Source organism: Halomonas sp. 707D4 (assembly GCF_024158685.1).
Taxonomy (GTDB): domain Bacteria; phylum Pseudomonadota; class Gammaproteobacteria; order Pseudomonadales; family Halomonadaceae; genus Vreelandella.
In genome coordinates this window covers 1-16,663 of the sequence record NZ_JAMZBD010000014.1, presented here as the reverse complement: position 1 = coordinate 16,663, position 16,663 = coordinate 1, and the positions used below count along the sequence as shown (strand labels likewise).

General features: G+C 62.6%; 16 protein-coding genes and 7 tRNA genes. 6 read left to right on the top strand and 17 right to left on the bottom strand.

Annotation, left to right across the window (positions count from 1 at the left end):
* The 5 genes from BIS11_RS01370 to BIS11_RS01350 all read right to left on the bottom strand — a co-directional run.
* A partial coding sequence (locus BIS11_RS01370) for a YbfB/YjiJ family MFS transporter (protein WP_253585674.1) occupies positions 1 to 486 on the bottom strand: 486 nt, incomplete at its 3' end.
* A gap of 46 nt (positions 487 to 532) precedes the next feature.
* Positions 533 to 883: a hypothetical protein gene (locus BIS11_RS01365; protein ID WP_253421271.1), complete on the bottom strand. Its 351-nt coding sequence runs from the start codon at positions 881 to 883 to the stop codon at positions 533 to 535.
* The gene (locus BIS11_RS01360; protein ID WP_253421269.1) at positions 870 to 2,270 is read right to left on the bottom strand and encodes an acyclic terpene utilization AtuA family protein; all 1,401 of its coding nucleotides are present in this window, start codon (positions 2,268 to 2,270) and stop codon (positions 870 to 872) included. The genes BIS11_RS01365 and BIS11_RS01360 overlap by 14 nt, the downstream gene beginning before the upstream one ends.
* A complete protein-coding gene (locus tag BIS11_RS01355) occupies positions 2,267 to 4,171 on the bottom strand; it encodes a TRAP transporter fused permease subunit (RefSeq protein ID WP_253421267.1) in 1,905 nt (634 codons plus the stop codon). Before BIS11_RS01355 ends, BIS11_RS01360 begins: the two co-directional genes overlap by 4 nt.
* 22 nt (positions 4,172 to 4,193) lie before the next feature.
* Positions 4,194 to 5,159 (bottom strand): TAXI family TRAP transporter solute-binding subunit, encoded by a 966-nt coding sequence (locus tag BIS11_RS01350; RefSeq protein WP_253585673.1) that lies wholly within the window; start codon positions 5,157 to 5,159, stop codon positions 4,194 to 4,196.
* Positions 5,160 to 5,472: 313 nt separating this feature from the next.
* On the opposite strand from BIS11_RS01350, the gene BIS11_RS01345 reads away from it, so the two are divergent.
* From BIS11_RS01345 to luxS, 5 genes are all read left to right on the top strand, one after another.
* Positions 5,473 to 6,369 (top strand): LysR family transcriptional regulator, encoded by an 897-nt coding sequence (locus tag BIS11_RS01345; protein ID WP_253421230.1) that lies wholly within the window; start codon positions 5,473 to 5,475, stop codon positions 6,367 to 6,369.
* A 74-nt stretch (positions 6,370 to 6,443) separates the two neighbouring features.
* Positions 6,444 to 7,703, top strand: coding sequence for a M20/M25/M40 family metallo-hydrolase (locus BIS11_RS01340; RefSeq protein ID WP_253421226.1), 1,260 nt, complete (start codon positions 6,444 to 6,446; stop codon positions 7,701 to 7,703).
* 184 nt (positions 7,704 to 7,887) lie between these two features.
* Positions 7,888 to 9,342 carry a DASS family sodium-coupled anion symporter gene (locus tag BIS11_RS01335; protein ID WP_253421223.1) on the top strand — a complete coding sequence of 485 codons (1,455 nt, stop codon included), beginning with the start codon at positions 7,888 to 7,890 and terminating at the stop codon, positions 9,340 to 9,342.
* 901 nt (positions 9,343 to 10,243) lie between these two features.
* Positions 10,244 to 10,396, top strand: a complete 153-nt coding sequence (locus BIS11_RS01330; RefSeq protein WP_253421221.1) for a metallothionein — start codon at positions 10,244 to 10,246, stop codon at positions 10,394 to 10,396.
* Positions 10,397 to 10,752: 356 nt separating this feature from the next.
* Complete coding sequence (gene luxS / locus BIS11_RS01325; RefSeq protein ID WP_253421219.1) at positions 10,753 to 11,277, top strand: S-ribosylhomocysteine lyase; 525 nt, start codon at positions 10,753 to 10,755, stop codon at positions 11,275 to 11,277.
* Positions 11,278 to 11,399: 122 nt separating this feature from the next.
* Here luxS and BIS11_RS01320 read toward each other — a convergent pair.
* The 12 genes from BIS11_RS01320 to BIS11_RS01265 form a co-directional block, all read right to left on the bottom strand.
* Positions 11,400 to 11,487: transfer RNA gene (locus BIS11_RS01320), tRNA-Ser, on the bottom strand.
* A 91-nt stretch (positions 11,488 to 11,578) separates the two neighbouring features.
* Positions 11,579 to 12,079, bottom strand: coding sequence for a YiiD C-terminal domain-containing protein (locus BIS11_RS01315; RefSeq protein WP_253421217.1), 501 nt, complete (start codon positions 12,077 to 12,079; stop codon positions 11,579 to 11,581).
* A gap of 13 nt (positions 12,080 to 12,092) precedes the next feature.
* Positions 12,093 to 12,653 carry a nitroreductase family protein gene (locus tag BIS11_RS01310; protein WP_253421215.1) on the bottom strand — a complete coding sequence of 187 codons (561 nt, stop codon included), beginning with the start codon at positions 12,651 to 12,653 and terminating at the stop codon, positions 12,093 to 12,095.
* Between the two features lie 45 nt (positions 12,654 to 12,698).
* Positions 12,699 to 13,535 carry an NADPH-dependent 7-cyano-7-deazaguanine reductase QueF gene (queF, locus tag BIS11_RS01305; protein WP_253421212.1) on the bottom strand — a complete coding sequence of 279 codons (837 nt, stop codon included), beginning with the start codon at positions 13,533 to 13,535 and terminating at the stop codon, positions 12,699 to 12,701.
* 9 nt (positions 13,536 to 13,544) lie between these two features.
* Positions 13,545 to 14,318 (bottom strand): ABC transporter permease, encoded by a 774-nt coding sequence (locus BIS11_RS01300; RefSeq protein WP_253421210.1) that lies wholly within the window; start codon positions 14,316 to 14,318, stop codon positions 13,545 to 13,547.
* A complete protein-coding gene (locus tag BIS11_RS01295; RefSeq protein ID WP_253421207.1) occupies positions 14,315 to 15,277 on the bottom strand; it encodes an ABC transporter ATP-binding protein in 963 nt (320 codons plus the stop codon). Before BIS11_RS01295 ends, BIS11_RS01300 begins: the two co-directional genes overlap by 4 nt.
* A 239-nt stretch (positions 15,278 to 15,516) precedes the next feature.
* A tRNA-Gly gene (locus BIS11_RS01290) sits at positions 15,517 to 15,591 on the bottom strand.
* 24 nt (positions 15,592 to 15,615) lie between these two features.
* Positions 15,616 to 15,691, bottom strand: a tRNA-Glu gene (locus BIS11_RS01285).
* A gap of 4 nt (positions 15,692 to 15,695) precedes the next feature.
* A tRNA-Gly gene (locus BIS11_RS01280) sits at positions 15,696 to 15,770 on the bottom strand.
* A gap of 23 nt (positions 15,771 to 15,793) precedes the next feature.
* A tRNA-Glu gene (locus tag BIS11_RS01275) sits at positions 15,794 to 15,869 on the bottom strand.
* A 19-nt stretch (positions 15,870 to 15,888) separates the two neighbouring features.
* A tRNA-Gly gene (locus BIS11_RS01270) sits at positions 15,889 to 15,963 on the bottom strand.
* Positions 15,964 to 15,986: 23 nt separating this feature from the next.
* Positions 15,987 to 16,062, bottom strand: a tRNA-Glu gene (locus tag BIS11_RS01265).
* A gap of 389 nt (positions 16,063 to 16,451) precedes the next feature.
* Here BIS11_RS01265 and BIS11_RS01260 point away from each other — a divergent pair.
* The coding region (locus BIS11_RS01260; protein WP_253585672.1) for a gamma-glutamyltransferase at positions 16,452 to 16,663 on the top strand (212 nt) is incomplete at its 3' end.

The window sequence follows — 16,663 nt, the reverse complement described above, 5'->3', positions numbered from 1 at the left end:
GCCCAGGCCTGCGAAATGGATGCCCAGCTCGCTTCGTCTTCCATGCGCGATCAACCAGTGCAGAATCAACCCCGAGGCCAGAAGCATCGAAGCGCTGCTGGAGAGTCCCGCCAGAAAGCGGCAAACGGCCCACAGCGCGACGTTGTCGGTCAGCGCCATGCCGAGCGTGGTCACCACCGCCAGCAAGAGCCCCGCGCGGTAGAGCCTGTCCTTCATTTGCAGGCTGCCCGTCGAGGCGGCCAGTACGGCTCCCAGCATGTAGCCCGCGTAGTTGAAGGCGGCAAGCCACCCACCTTCGGCGTCGCTCAATAGCCCGCCACCCTGCATCACCGGCAGAAGCGGCGTATAGGCAAAGCGCGCCACGCCCACGCATAGAAGCTGACTGAAAATACCGGCCAGCAACACTTTATAGCGTTGCAAGGAGATCGAGGTGGTCAAGGGCGGCTCCGTTACCTTATATGCATTATTGTTGAACCAATAGCGCATGGTAAGGCGTCTAGCGCCGGGCGTCATGACCACCTAAGTCGAGGGCTCAGCGGGTTATGTCCACACCGAGCAGCAGAAAGGAGAGCGTCTTGCCGTGGCCGTCAAGGTTGAGTGCGCCATTGACGCCGCCCTGGAGCACATCATCGATGACGAAATTCATGCCTCCCAGGTGGGGTAGCAGGTAGCGGCGGACGCGGCTGGCGCCGCGATGCTGGAATAGTGCCAGCACCCGCGCCTCGTCCACCTGCTCGACGAGCAAGTCGTAATCCTGCGTTTGGTAAGCGAACAGCGCGATATTGAGCCGGTCGCCCTTGTCCCCGGCCCTGGCGTGAGCCAGTTGATGAAGAGGCGTCGCCTTCACGGCGCGCACCGGATGCGACCTGTCAGCCTGCAGCATGGAAACGTCCTTTCTGTTCATGGGCATTGAATAGCCGAGCGTAGTCGTGAACGTCGTCGCGCCGAACCAGATAAGAGGCGGTGAATACGCGCCGCTGGAACTGGCGTCGCACGCCGCCCCCGCCCGCTGGCCCTGCGCAGTAAAGCGCGAGCAGCTCCTGGGTCGCACGCGCGACCCAGCGCCGCTCCGGGTGCTCGGCAGCCAGGCGCAGACGATAGTCGCCGTCGGGATTGGCCGGCGCCGTCAGACGCCCAAGCTCGCCATCGTCGCTGTCGAACACGCTCGCAAGACCGATGATGTCGAAACGCGTGCGAAGCGCCGCCGGGGCGCGAAACGCCAGCCGCTCACGCAGCACCCGCGCGGCGAGACGCGCGCGCGCAAGCGCGTTGGGCCCGGCATAGGAGATCTCCGCCTCGCTCTGCCAGCCGCCGTCGTAGCACACGGTGGTCTTCAAACGCTCGGGCGCCGGCTTGCCGCGAATGCCGCTCACTTCGACGCAGTCCGGACCGATCTGGCGCACGGTCGCGTTGGATAAATCGACCACCACGTCCGGCGTCAGATAGTTGGCCGGATCGTGCACCTCGTAAAGAAGCTGCTCCTTGACGGTCTGTTCGGTGACGAGCCCCCCGCTGCCCTCAGGCTTGGTCACCAGAAGGCGTCCGTCCTCTTCCACTTCGATGATGGGGTAGCCGACGGTGGCCAAACCCGGTACGTCCTTGACCCCCGGGTCGGCGAAATAGCCGCCGCTGACCTGGGCACCGCACTCGGCCAGGTGCCCGGCCATCATGCCGCAGGCGAGCCGATCCCAATCGTCCCAGCGCCACTGGAAATGATGCATCAAGGGCGCCAGAAAGAGCGCGGGGTCGGCGACGCGCCCGGTGACGACGATATCGGCCTCGAGCGAAAGCGCCTCGACCAGCGCCCTGGCACCGAGGTAGACGTTCGCCGAAATGAGGGCGCTGTCGTCGGGCAGCGCCTGGCGCTCCGCCTCCCAGGGCGTAAGATCGAGCGAGCGCAGCCGGTCGCGAATGTCATCTCCATATACCTGGGCGATCGCGATATCCGGACACCCCGCTTCTTCGGCAAGCTTCTTGACCAGCGCACAGGCGCCTTCCGGGTTGGCGGCACCGAAATTACCCAGGATGGTGATGCCGTGGTCGACGCAGTCGCGCAGTACCGGTGGCAGAAACTCGTCGATCAACGGCTCGAACCCCTGCGAAGGGTCTTCGCGCATGGCGCGGTGCGCCGCGGCCAGCGTGCGCTCGCCCAGCGTTTCGAAGGCCAGGGCGGCTGGCTTGCCGCGGCGGATGAGTTCGGCCACGACCGCCTCGGCCGCGTCTGTACGGTCGCCGGAGAACCCCGCACCGCTACCCAGTAGAAAGCTCATGAGGTGTGCTCCTTGAAAGATCGCGGCGCGAGCGCGGCCCGCGCCGCGTCACTACCGAGCAGTTGGCGCCGGCGCCAGAAAAGCCCCACGATGATCACCAGCGCGCTGAGTGTGGTCAGCCACCCGGGAATGAGCGCCAGGCCAATCACCAGCACCAGGGCCAGCGCGTCCACCACGCGGTAGCCGGTCATCATGGCGCGCGACATGAGCGCAGCGAAGGCGACGACGAACACGATGCCCTGGGAGCTTGCCAGCACGATCTCCCAGGCCGAGCCGAAGCCCGCCAGCGCCGGGTAGATCAACAGCAGAAACGGGATGACGTAGATCGCGGCCGCCAGGCGTACCGCTTCCACCGCCGCGGGCAGCCAGTTGGTGCCGGCGATGCCCGAGGCAACGAAGACCGCGATGCAGACCGGCGGCGTGATCACCGACAGCGTGGCGAAATAGAACACGAACAGGTGCGCGATGAGCGGCTCGACGCCAATGGTCGTCAACGCCGGCGCCAACACGGCGGCCACCAGCACGTAGGCCGCAGTGGTGGGAATGCCCATGCCCAGAATCAGACAGACCCCGCCGACGATCAGCGCCACGAGAAACAGCGACTCGCCGCCCACGTTGACGATCAGGCTCGCCAGCGTCACGCCGATCCCGGTCATGCCGATCATGGCGACCAGAATCTGCGCGCCGGCCAGCAACACGCCGATGATGACCATGCCCTTGCCCGCATCGACCAGCCCGCCCAAGAGCTTGCCGACGATCTCCTTGAGCGGCATGCGCGCGATCAGCGCAAAGGGCACGAAGGTCAGCACCGTCATCAGGATGCCGTAGAACGCCGACATCTGAATCGAGCGCCCGCTCAGCACCCCGTAGAAGAGCCCGCCGAGCGCGGCCAGAATCGGCACGATCCGCTCGGGCCGGCGTATTTCCGCCCAGGGCGGCAGCTCGTTCTCGGGTACCACCTTGAGCTCACGGCGCATGGCCACCAGGTGGATCGTCAGGAACACGCCCAGGTAGAAAAGTATTGCCGGCAGCAGCGCCGCCAGGGCGATACGCAGGTAACTTTCGCCGATGATCTCGGACATGATGAAGGCGGCGGCGCCCAGAATCGGCGGCGCGATCTGACCCCCGGTGGAGGCCACCGCTTCGACGCCTGCCGCGAAGGGTCGCGGGTAGTTGAGTCGCTTCATCATCGGAATGGTGAAGTTGCCGGTGGTAGCCACGTTGGCCACGGCGCTACCGCTGACCATGCCGAAAAGCCCGGAAGCGACGGTCGCGACCTTGGCCGCGCCACCCGGCGAGCGCCCGCTGATGCGCAGCGCCAGATCCATGAAGGTGTTACCGCCACCGGTGTGCAGGAGCAGACAGCCAAACAGCACGAACGCGGCGATGGTGGTGGCCGCCACGCCTACCAGCATGCCCCAGACCCCCAGATCGCCCAGGTAGATCGTTTCGGTCATGTAGTAAGGATCGAACCCGCGATGGCCCAGCGGCCCGGGAATCATCGAGCCGAACCAGGCGTAGGCGAGGCCGAGTACCACCAGCAGCGGAAAGATCCAGCCGATCGCTCGGCGCGAAAGCTCCAGAATGGCGATGAGCAGCACCCCGGTCAGCGCCATGTCCCGGGGCGTCGCCCAAGGTAGCTCGACCAGGATCCGTTCGTGATTGAGCGCCACGTAGCCGCAGGCGATCACCACGCCCACCGCCAGCACTGCATCAATGACGATACCGATCGGGCGCCAGCGCTTGCCGTCGCCCAGCGGGTAGACGGCAAGCCCGAGAAGGATCACTAGCGCCAGGAAGATACTCCGCTGAATCAAGCTCTCGAAGGGCCCCGTGGCGGAGGTGAAAAGGATCAGGCCACCGAGCGTCAGCGCCAGCCCTTTGACGAGTAGATCACGCATGACGTTCTTCCTCATTCAACGACTACTGGACCGGCTGGAGCGCCTCGGGAATCTCGAGCCCCTGCTCTTCGAAGTAGCGCGCGGCGCCGGCATGCAGCGGCACCGTGCCTACTTCGAGCGTCATCTGAGCGATATCCGCACCGTCCATGGCGGAGAAGGCGTTCACCTGGGGCTGCGGGTTTTCCATGATCGCCTTGACGATTTCGTAGGCGGTCTCTTCGCTCATGTCCGGGCTTGCGTGGACGGCGACACCGAACGCCCAGGAGGTGTAGGCGGGAATCCCGTCGGCGGCGCCTTCCGGCACGTCGACGATGGCGATGTCCGGCATCTCGTCGCGCAGGGTTTGCGCCTGCTCGTCGTCGAGCGAAAGCACGCTGATCGGCGTGAAGGTGGCGATATCCATGGTGGAGCCGTCGAGACGGTTACCCACGCCGGACTTCACCGAGCCCATGACGCGGCCATCCTTCATCGAGTCGACGATATCGGTGGTCGAGCCACGCACGTAGTCGGGCGCGATGCCCAGCGTCGTCATAACCGCTTCGGTGGTCTTTTCGGTTGCCGAGCCGGTGATCCCCGGGTTGAAGCGCACGCCGTCAAGTTCCGTGAAGGTAGTGACGCCGGCGTCTTCGCGCATCACGGCGTTCTGCGGCGCCACGGTGTAGACCCACAGCAGGCGGCTATCCACGGGGCGGCCTTCGAACTCCTGCTCGCCGGCGTAGGCGTGGTAGCCGATATTGGTGGTCACCAGTCCCATGTCGATCTGGTGGCGGCCAAGACGGCGAAGGTTGTCCACCGCCGCACCGGTTTCCGCCACCGATGAGCTGATGCCTTCGATCTGATTGTTGATGATCTGGTTGACGGCGACGAAGTAGCTGTAATGGCTCGACGAGCTGGAGGTCGAGCCGATCAGCAGGCGCTCGTTGGCGTGGCTGGTGACCGCAGCGATCAAGGCCGTACCGGCGACGACGGTGGTGAGTAGCGTTTTCATGGTGGCTCCTGGGCCCTTGATGGCAAGGCCCTTGTTATTGTGAGACGAAAGCTCGATTGCCTGAACTGCGACGCTTTGAAGCGATATTTCAAAATGATCGGCAGAAGGTGTTTTGTATATTAAATTGTTTTTAAAACTTGTTTTATTTATTAAAATAAAGGAATCGAGACTATTTAGGTCTTGATATAGGGTGGTTTGCTGCGGCGCAACAATGACTTGAAAGACGTTACAAAAGGTTCATATGGACTAAAGTTCAAGGCTTGAAGCCCTCCTCGAGTCGTTGCTCACTTTTCCGGCCGGCACCGATAATCAAATGAATACCAGCATCAAGCAGCTTCAAGTGTTCGTGGCGGTGGCTCAATCCCGCAGCTTTGCCGAAGCCAGCGAGCGCGTTCACCTCTCTCAGCCTGCCATCTCCATCGCGCTGAAAAAGCTCGAAGAGAGTGTGGGGGGAGCACTGTTCGCCCGCACCAGTCGCCAGCTCGCCCTGACGCCAGAAGGCGATGCGTTCTTGCCCGTCGCCTTGCGCCTTCTCGGCGACTGGAGCGAGGCATTCGAGGACTTGGGTGAACGGTTCTCCAAGCAGCGCGGCAAGGTCACCATCGCCGCCCTGCCCACGCTGGCCGCAGGCATCTTTCCTGACGTGATCAAGCGCTTTCACGAAACCTATCCGCGCATCAACCTGAGTCTGCACGACGTGTTGGCCGAGCAGATCAATCAAATGGTGCGCGAGGGGCGGGCCGATTTCGGGCTTTCCGTCGAACCCCATGAGGCCGATGACCTGAGCTTCGAGCCCATCTGGGTCGATCGCTACGTGGCGGTTTTCCCCAAGGGGCACGCGTTCGGCCAGCAGACACACATAGAGTGGGTACAGCTGGGCGATCATCCGTTCATCGGCATCAACCGGCTATCGAGCTCGCGGCAAGACATCGACCGCACGATGGCGAGCGTCGGCGTCAAGCTCGATATTCTTTGCGATGCCAGCCAGATCGCCACGGTAGGCCGCATGGTGGCAGCGGGGCTCGGTATCAGCGTGCTCCCCGCGCTGAGCTTTCGTCAGATCTCCGCCGCCGGCATCGACCATCGGCCGCTGATCACCCCGGACCTGCCCCGCGATCTGGGCATCGTCTCGAGCCGACGTCATCCCCTTTCCAGCGCTGCGCGTACGCTATACACAATGATCCAAACTGATGATCACGTTGCCCGGTAGACGATCGACACCTCTCATCGCGGATTTATGCCAAACTGGATAGCCTACTCACGAGTCAACACGGAGAGTCTTACATGAGCGAGAGCGCCAAACCCTGGACGCAGCCGATGCCCGAGGCGCAGTTCGACCTGATGCGCGACATCATCGCAGCACCGAGCCCCGTGGGCCTGGAAGGGGCGATGACCTACGGCGTGCTGAAGCCCTACTTCGAGAGCTTCGCGCCCAGCGACTGGACCCTGCACCAGTATCGTGGCAACGCCGGCATCGTGCTCGACACCCACCCGGGGCGCGACGACATGTTCAAGATCATGCTGGTGGGCCACGCCGACAAGATCCGCATGCAGGTGCGCTCGATCGGCGAGGACGGCAAGATCTGGATCAACACCGACTCCTTCTTGCCGACCGTGCTGATCGGCCACGAGGTGCTGCTGTTCAGCGAGGACCCGGAGGCGCCTGGCAGCTATCGTCGCCTCGAGGGCGGCACCATCGAGGCGCTGGGTGCGATCCACTTCTCCGACCCCGGCGTTCGCAGCGGCGAGAAAGGCATCAAGAAGGAGCAGATCTACCTGGACCTGCAGATCCACGGCGAGAACAAGAAGCAGCAGGTGCTGAACCTGGGCGTGCGCCCGGGGGACTCGATCATCTTCGACCGCCCGATCAAGAAGGGCTTCAGCCCGAACACCTTCTACGGCGCCTACCTGGACAACGGCCTGGGCTGCTTCGTCACCGCCGAGGTGGCACGTCTGGTGGCCGAGGCCGGCGGCACGCAGAACGTGCGGGTGATGTTCGCCATCGCAAGCTACGAGGAGATCGGCCGCTTCGGCAGCCGCGTGCTGGCAGGCAGCCTGAAGCCCGACGCGCTGATCGGCATCGACGTCAACCACGACTACGTGGCTGCCCCGGGCATCGGCGACAAGCGCATGCAGGCGCTGGAGATGGGCAAGGGCTTCACGCTTTCGGTCGGCTCGATCGCCAGCGAACAGCTCAACCGCATCATCGCCGAAGCCGCGCGCCAGCACGACATCCCCATGCAGCGCGACATCGTCGGCGTGGATACCGGCACCGACGGCATGGCAAGCGTGCTGGCCTCCGTCGACAGCGCCGCGACCTCCATCGGTTTCCCGACCCGCAACATGCACACCATTTCGGAAACCGGCCATACCCAGGACGTGCTCGCGGCGATTCACGTGATCGCCGAAACCATCCAGCTGCTCGACCAGGTCGATGACATCGACCGGCTGTTCCTGGACAACCACCCGCGCCTGGACCAGGCAAGCGCGCTGGGTCACCAGGGCAGCGACAAGCCCGAGAACCCGAAAGAAGATGCGCAATAGGGCACGCAGAACGCGAAGTGATACCCGCCTTTTCCCCTCGCCCCCGGCCCGGCCGGGGGTTTCCAGCGCCTCGCTGACAAGACTAAAGTCTTAGAGCTGCAACCAACGTTGAATAGACCTAAGTGGTAGGATCACGCCCGGACGTGCCCTCCCCTCGGGCCCCTTTCATTCGTTGGAGTTATGTATGAGTGCATTGATCGACCAGTGGCGCCGCTGGGTGCCGCTGCTGGCCGGGCCTTTGATGTTCGTCGTCGTGCAACTTGCCATGCCCGCCTCGCTGATCGACCCCATGCCGCGCATCGTGCTGGGGCTGACGGTATGGATGGCGATCTGGTGGGTGACCGAGCCGGTACCGATTCCGGTCACCTCGTTTCTACCCATGATCCTGCTGCCGTTGACCGGCGTGATGAGCATGGACGACGCCGTGGTGGGCTACGCCAATCCGGTCATCTACATGTACATGGGCGGCTTCATCCTGGCGATCGCCATCGAGCGCTGGAATCTGCACCGGCGCATCGCGCTCTCCATCGTCAACCGGATCGGCAACAGCCTGAGAAGCATCGTGCTGGGGGTGCTGATCGCCTCGGCGTTTCTGTCGATGTGGATCTCCAACGCCGCGACGGCCCTGATGATGCTGCCCATCGCCGTGGCGCTGCTGAACGAGCTCGACGAGCGCGACCAGTTCGAGAAGCGCCAGCGCGACGCCTTTGCCCGCACGCTGCTGCTCACGGTGGCCTACGCCGCCTCGATCGGCGGGCTCGCCACCATCATCGGCTCGGTGCCCAATGCCATCGTCGTGGCGATGATCCCGCAGTTCTTCGACGTCGAGATCAGCTTCCTGCAGTGGATGATCTTTGCCCTGCCGCTGACGCTGCTGCTGCTGGCGTTCCTGTACGTCTACCTGACCCGCATCTACTCGAAGGTGCCCAACACGCGCCTGGAAGTGAACTTCGTCGCCCAGGAACTCGAGGCACTCGGCCCGATCACTCGCGACGAGAAACGCGTGCTCGGCGTGTTCGTGCTGACGGCACTCGCCTGGGCGCTGCGCGGCTGGCTGGCACCGTTTTTCGACCTGCCGATCAACGACACGCTGATCGCCGTGATCGCGGCGGTATCGCTGTTCATCATTCCGGCGCATAGCGAGAAGCGTAGCCTGCTGGTGTGGGACGACATGAAGAACCTTCCCTGGGGGCTGTTCATCCTGTGGGGCGGCGGCATGTCGCTGGCCGCGGCGTTCAGCGCCAGTGATCTGACCGGCTGGATCAGCCAGCAGCTGCAACTGCTCGACGGGGTGAGCTACTTCTGGCTGTTGCTGTTCATGGTGGTCCTGATGCTGTTTCTCACCGAGATCATCTCCAATACCGCCACCGCCAACATGGCGATTCCGATCACCGCGGGGCTGGCCTCGGCGATCACTACCGGTAACCCCCTGGGGCTGATGGTGGCGGTGGCGCTGGCCACTACCTGCGCGTTCATGTTGCCGATCTCGACGCCGCCCAACGCGGCGGTGTTCTCGAGCGGGCGCATCTCGATCAAGCAGATGGCCAAGGCGGGTTTCGCCATGAACATCGTCAGCGCCCTGGTGATCACGCTGTTCGTCTACTTCATCGTTCCGCTGCTGCTGCCCTCACCGCAGTAACACGCAAAAAAAGACCCGGCGCAGTGGCCGGGTCTAGTACGAGCATGTCCTCCTTGAGCGCTTTCGCGACCTCCTGTCGCGCATCCCTGGTTCGACGAACCTCCCTGTCCGCTCCCTTGCCACCCTCCTGGTGCAACCACCACCATGCGCGCCGATCGTGTCATTGAGATGACGTTTGGACAACGCTTGCATGACAGCGAGACAGCGCAAGATGTCAGGCAAGAAAAAGCCCCGACCGTTGCCGGCCGGGGCTGATCCAATCCTCCGTGATCTTGCTCCATGAGCCTCCTGCTCATGCCTCCTTGTGCGCGCGTCTCCCTGTCGCCGATCCTTCGTGGCCTCTCCCTGGCTGCGCACACAGTGCGCCCTATGGCGTTATGATTATCTATCACAGGTTAACTAACGCAAAAAACACCTGATTTTATCGTCAGTGAATTGATACAACGCAAGAAACTTGGACACCGCTGCGCTTTTCTGTACCGAAATGAGCCTGGTACTAACCAGGTACAACAAAAATACAATTTTATCTTGTACACCCCTTAACAATGCACTATAGTCTGTAGTGTTCGCGGCAAGGAAACCGCTTAGCAACGGATTGTTCGTTCAGGATGAACGAAGCCCTTCAAGGAACGAATGTACTCAGGATGAGTGCTTAGGGTTCAAGGACGAAAAGAAGCTCAGGATAGAGCGCTACGTCTCAAGGAAAAGAGAAGCTCAGGAAGAGCAAAAGGTAGTCAAGGAAGAGAAGAGAGGCAACGGAAAAGCACCCTTTCACAGGGTGCTTTTTCGTATCTGTCGTTCAAGCATCACCCCTGAAACATCCCCATCGCCTCGACAAAATGCGATTACATAACATCGCTTCGGGTGACTATGCTTTGAGAGTCAACCAAGGAGGTGTCCCATGTCGGATCAACAGTGTGCATGCCCCAAGTGTGACTGCGCGGTCGACGAGCAGTCGATCGAGAAAGACGGTCAGCGTTTCTGCTCGAATGCCTGCGCCACTGGCCACGCCGATGGCTCCAAGGATTGCGGCCACGGTTGCCACTGCGGCTGAGCCTTCAAGGCCGCTCGCCGCAGTGACGATGCGCCCGAAAGCGTTGACTTTCGGGCGCTTTTCGCTGGTTGGAATGATAATGCCGCTGCGTAACCGAGCGCTTTGCACTACGCTTAGATGGATTCATTCACTACCCATCAGGGAAAGATCATGCCATCGACCACCGTCATCGTCGTCCTCATCGTCATCATCGCCGTACTGGGTATCGGCTTCAGCGGCGCGCTGCCCTTCTAAGCGATTGAAAGCTCCACGGGCCGGGTAGCGGGAGAGCGCACGACGCTCCCCCTTTTCGTATCAATGATGCGACAATAGGCGCACCGGCCCACCCGGCCCATCGACCGACCAAGGAGACACGTATGCCCCTTCTCGACAGTTTCACCGTGGATCACACCATCATGAATGCGCCGGCGGTGCGCGTCGCCAAGACCATGACCTCCCCGTCCGGCGATACCATCACCGTGTTCGACTTGCGTTTCAACAAACCCAACGAAGAGATGATGGGCGAGAAAGGCATCCATACCCTCGAGCACCTGTTCGCGGGCTTCATGCGCAATCACCTCAACGGTGACGGCGTCGAGATCATCGACATCTCGCCGATGGGTTGCCGCACCGGCTTCTACATGAGCCTGCTGGGAAGCCCCTCGGAAGAGCGCGTGAGCGACGCCTGGCTCGCCTCGATGCGCGACGTGCTCAAGCTCGAGCGCATGGACGAGATCCCCGAGCTCAACGAATACCAGTGCGGCACCTACGTGATGCACTCCCTCGACGACGCCAAGAGCATCGCCCAGGCGATCATCGACCGCGGCATCGGCGTGAACAAGAACGCCGACATCGCGCTGAGCGAAGAGCGCCTGGCGGCGCTGGGCAACGACGTGAAGTAAGTGACCTATCGATCACGAAAAGCCCCGCCCTCGACATAAGGGCGGGGCTTTTAATGGCTGCCACGCTGAATTTAAGACACGAAAAAGCCCACTGATCACTCAGTGGGCTTTTCTCGATTCGGTGGCGGAGGGGGAGGGATTCGAACCCTCGAAGCCTTTCGACTTACACACTTTCCAGGCGTGCTCCTTCGACCACTCGGACACCCCTCCGCAATTCGTTCCCGGTGAAGGCGCTGCCTTTCCCGATGGAACGGCGCGTATTCTAGGGTTTAAGACGTTAAATAGCAAGTCTTTTCCGCATTCACTCGAGCACGGCGTAGTGGCCGGTGGCTTCGAGGCAGCGCGTATCGCCGCAGTAGAGCGTCTGGGTCAGGGTGATGCGGCCCTTGCCGCGCGTGGCCAGCCGCTCGGCGAGCCGCTGGGGGCCGTCGAGCTCATCGGGTGTGCAGATCAGCCGGTAATCGCCGGTGACCGGGGCGAGAAAGCGCTGGGTGGCCTCGGCGACCACCACGTCCCGAGCCAGGCCCTGGCGGCGCAGCCATAAGGTGACCCAGCACCAGCCTTGAAGCGTCGTCTGGGCGGCGAGCGCGCCCCCGAAGCCGGTGCCCTTGTCGTTGAGGCTCGGTGCGAGTGCCAAGCTCCAGACCAAGCGCTCGCCCTCTTCGCGCACCGCCTCTATACCCAGCGATGCGACCATGGGAATGGCCTCGGCGAGCCAACGCTGGAAGGTGGCCAGATCCTCGCGGCCATCTTCCGGCAGCGGCAGACGCGGATGGGGGATGCCAGGCGTACGAGAACTCATTCGCCCTGCCCTGTCAGTTCCAACGCTCGACGAAGTCGGCGCTGTCGTGCCGGGCCACCGGCTTGTGGCGCCCGCCCAGGCTGCCCAGGTAGATGAACGCCACCACCTCGTCGTCCTCGTCCAGGCTCAAGCCCTTGCGTACCACCGGGTCGAAGGCGTACTTGCCGCTTCGCCACATCGCACCCAGGCCCAACGCGTGGGCGGCCAGCAGGATGCCGTGGGCGGCGCAGCCGGCGGAGATCACCTGCTCCATCTTGGGCACCTTGGGAAGCTCCGGCGTCACCTTGGCGATCACCGCGATCACCATCGGCGCGCGCAGCGGCTTTTGCCGGGCGGCGTTGAGCGTATCATCAGAAGCGCCGGGGTCTTCCTGAAACTCTGCCTCGGCGAACAGCTCGCCCAGGCGCACGCGCCCTTCCCCACTGAACTCGATGAACCGCCAGGGGCGCAGCTCCTTGTGGTCCGGGGCGCGCAGCGCCGCCTGGTAGAGGGCTTCGAGCTGCTCGGCGTCGGGGGCGGGCTCGGTGAGCTTGCCCATGGAGCTGCGTTGGTGAAGAAGCGTCAGTGCGTCCATACGGCGTCCTTTGAGTGAGTCAGCCTGCTACTCTAGCGCAAGCCGCTACTGGCGTGCCAGACGCAGGGAGCCGGGCGCGGCCATGCCCGGGGTCGCCCGCCACGGGCTGATGTCGAGCCCGCCGCGGCGCACGTAGCGGGCCAGCACCAGAAGCTCCTCGGGGGCGGCTTCGCGCATCAGGTCGGTAAAGATGTGCTCCACGCAGTGCTCGTGGAAATCCTGGTGCTGGCGAAAGCCGATCAGGTAGCGCAGCAGGCCCTCACGGTCGATGCGCGGCCCCTTGTAGCGGATCATCACGCTGCCCCAGTCCGGCTGGCCGGTGACCGGGCAGTTGGACTTGAGAAGATGCGAATAGAGCGTCTGCTCGACGATCTCGCCTTCGGCCTTGAGATGGGCGGCACTCGGCGTGTAGTCGTCGATGTCGATCTCGAGACCGTCGAGGCACTCGCCGGGCAGGCGTACCGGGGCGAGCTCCGGGGCGTCCACGTCGAGCAGCACCACGCCGACCGGCGCCCCGGCCATCTCGGCCAGATCCCGCGACAGCAGCTCGATTACCGCCTCGCGGCTCTCGAAGCGGGTCTGGTTGAAGCTGTTGAGGTAGAGCTTCCAGGACTTGGATTCGATCAGGTTCGGGGAACTTGCCGGCAGCGTGAAGCGGGCCACCGCCACCACGGGCTTGCCGCGCGCATCGAGCCAGGAGAGTTCGAAGGCGTGCCATTCGTCCTCGCCGATGAAGGGCAGCGCGCCTTCCTCGATGCCCAGCGGCGCCCGGTTGGCGGCGCGGGGAATCGCGAAGAGCAGGCCCTTGTCGTAGCGCTCGGGATAGGCGGAATCGCGCCCCAGCGGGGCGTGTTCCAAGGTGTCAGGGCGATGGTGTGCCATGAAAGCTCCTTAGCTGCGAATGCCGCGACCGCGCTCGAGCATGAACAGCGCGACGGTGAACAGCACGACGATGAAGGCGAAGACGGCGGCCAGCGCCCAGCCTACGGGAATGTCCGACACCCCCAGAAAGCCGTAGCGGAAGACGTTCACCATGTAGAGGATCGGGTTGAGCATCGACACGCCCTGCCAGAAGTCCGGCAGCATCGAGATCGAGTAGAACACCCCGCCAAGATAGGTCAGCGGCGTGAGCACGAAGGTCGGCACGATCGAGATGTCGTCGAACTTGTTGGCCAGCAGCGCGTTGATGAAGCCGCCGATGGAGAACAGCGCCGAGGTCAGCACCACTACCAGCAGAGTCAACAACGGATGCTCGACGGAGAGCTGGGTGAAGAACAGCGACACGACCGTCACGATCAGCCCGACGCCAAGCCCGCGCGCCATGCCGCCCAGGATGAAGCCGGAAAGGATCACCCAGTTGGGCATCGGCGAGACCATCATCTCCTCCACCGAGCGCTGGAACTTGTTGGAGAAGAAGCTCGAGGCGACGTTGGAGTAGCTGTTGGTGATCACCGACATCATGATCAGCCCGGGGACGATGAAGTCCATGTAGCTGAAGCCATCCATCGCGCCGATGCGCGAGCCGATCAGGTTGCCGAAGATGATGAAGTACATCGCCATGGTGATCGACGGCGGCAAAAGCGTCTGCGGCCAGATACGCGTGAAGCGCTTGATCTCCTTGACCACCAGCGTCCAGAGGGCAATCAACGTTTGCGTGGCGTTCATGCGTCGGCCTCCTTGGCGCTCTGCTCGTCGATGGGTTTCTGGCCCTGCTCGACCATGGAGACGAACATCTCCTCGAGCCGGTTGGCGCGGTTGCGCATCGAGATCACCTGGATGCCCTGCTCGCTCAGCGCCTGGAACACGGTATTGAGCTCCTGGCCACGGTGAATGGCGAGCGCCAGCTGGGTCGGCTCGACCTGCTGGAGCTCGAAACCCGGGATCTCGGGCGCGCGTTCGACGGGTACGGCGAGATCGAGCAGGAAGGTTTCGGTATCGAGCTCGGCGAGCAGCTCACGGATGCTGGTATCGCGCACGATCTCGCCGTTATTGATGATGGCGATGTTGCGACACAGGCTCTCCGCCTCTTCCAGGTAGTGGGTGGTGAGGATGATGGTGGTGCCCTCGTCGCGATTGAGACGGCGCATGTACTCCCACATGCTGCGCCGGAGCTCGATGTCGACGCCGGCGGTGGGCTCGTCGAGAATCAAGAGCTTCGGGCGGTGCATCAGGGCGCGGGCGATCATCAAACGCCGCTTCATGCCGCCGGAGAGCATTCGTGCGCTGCCGTTACGCTTGTCCCAGAGGCCAAGATCGGTCAGAAGTTGCTTAGCGCGGGGGAGCGCCTCGCTTCGCGTCATGCCGTAGTAGCCCGCCTGGGCCAGGACGATATCCAGCACTTTCTCGAACTGGCTGAAGTTGAACTCCTGGGGCACCACGCCGAGCTGGTACTTTGCGCGAGCGAAGTCCTTGTCGATATCGATGCCGAAGATGGAGACCTTGCCCTCGGTCTTCTGCACCAGCGAGCAGACCACGCCGAGCGTGGTCGACTTGCCGGCACCGTTGGGGCCGAGAAGCGCAAAGAAATCGCCCTGCTGGACATCGAGGTCGATCCCCTTCAGGGCGCGAAAGCCGTTGCCATACACCTTGGTGAGGCCACGGATAGACAATGCCGGTTCGGCCATGAAAATGTCCTGTCAGCAAAAGGAGGTAAACAGTATAGAGCGCCAATAGATGGGGGCAGCCAGAATCGTTTTCAAGCTAATGGCTGGGCGCACTGGACATCGGAAACGACAAAACCGCCGCTACCGCAGGATAGCGAACCGATGGAATGCATAGAGAAGAAAACTGGAGCGGGAAAAGAGATTCGACCGGGCTGGCGTTCCAGCTCTCGACCGGCACTTACTTTACGACGCTACTGAACTGGAGCGGGAAAAGAGATTCGAACTCTCGACCCTCGCCTTGGCAAGGCGATGCTCTACCACTGAGCTATTCCCGCTTATCAGAAAGGTTGGCGGCGAGATGGCGTCCCATAAGGGGTTCGAACCCTTGTTACCGCCGTGAAAGGGCGGTGTCCTGGACCACTAGACGAATGGGACGTTTTGGAGCGGGAAAAGAGATTCGAACTCTCGACCCTCGCCTTGGCAAGGCGATGCTCTACCACTGAGCTATTCCCGCTTATCAATTTCTCGCGATCGAAGTGGCGTCCCATAAGGGGTTCGAACCCTTGTTACCGCCGTGAAAGGGCGGTGTCCTAGACCACTAGACGAATGGGACGCATAAGCAACTTAATGCTTGGAGCGGGAAAAGAGATTCGAACTCTCGACCCTCGCCTTGGCAAGGCGATGCTCTACCACTGAGCTATTCCCGCACTCCGATACCTTGACGATGAAGTGGCGTCCCATAAGGGGTTCGAACCCTTGTTACCGCCGTGAAAGGGCGGTGTCCTAGACCACTAGACGAATGGGACGTTTCATTGCCTCGTCGAGGTGGCGCGTATAATACTCAGCGGGCATTTTTCTGTCAAGACGCTGATTTTCAATTTATCTACATCGGCAGGTGCGTGGCCTCCCTGCCCGGGTCTGCGGGTTGCCCGCGCACCATAATGGGGCGATATTGATCGAGCGCCACACAAGGGTGCAGGTTGCGGCCAACCACCGGTGTGCCTGCCCCCGATGGCGCAGGGAAAACGGCGCTTGGCACTGTCTTGGCACACTCATTGCGTTACCAGGAGTCCACTCCACGAACCAGAGAGTCGTCATGACCTTCACGCGCCGCAGATTTCTAGCCACTACCGCTTCCTCGGCGGCGGGCCTATCGCTCGGTCTTCCCGCCCTGGCAGGCGCCCAGGAAAATACAATGCCAACGACTCACGACGCCCCCGCATCGAGCGCCTTCGCGCCGGGGGATGCCTTCAACACCCAGCGAAGCTACGGCGGCGGCAGCTGTGTCGCCCCTCACCATCTTGCCGCCAGCGCCGGGCGCGACATTCTCAAGCAGGGCGGCAACGCCGTGGAAGCGATGGTCGCTGCCGCCGCGACCATCGCGGTTGCCTACCCGCACATGAACGC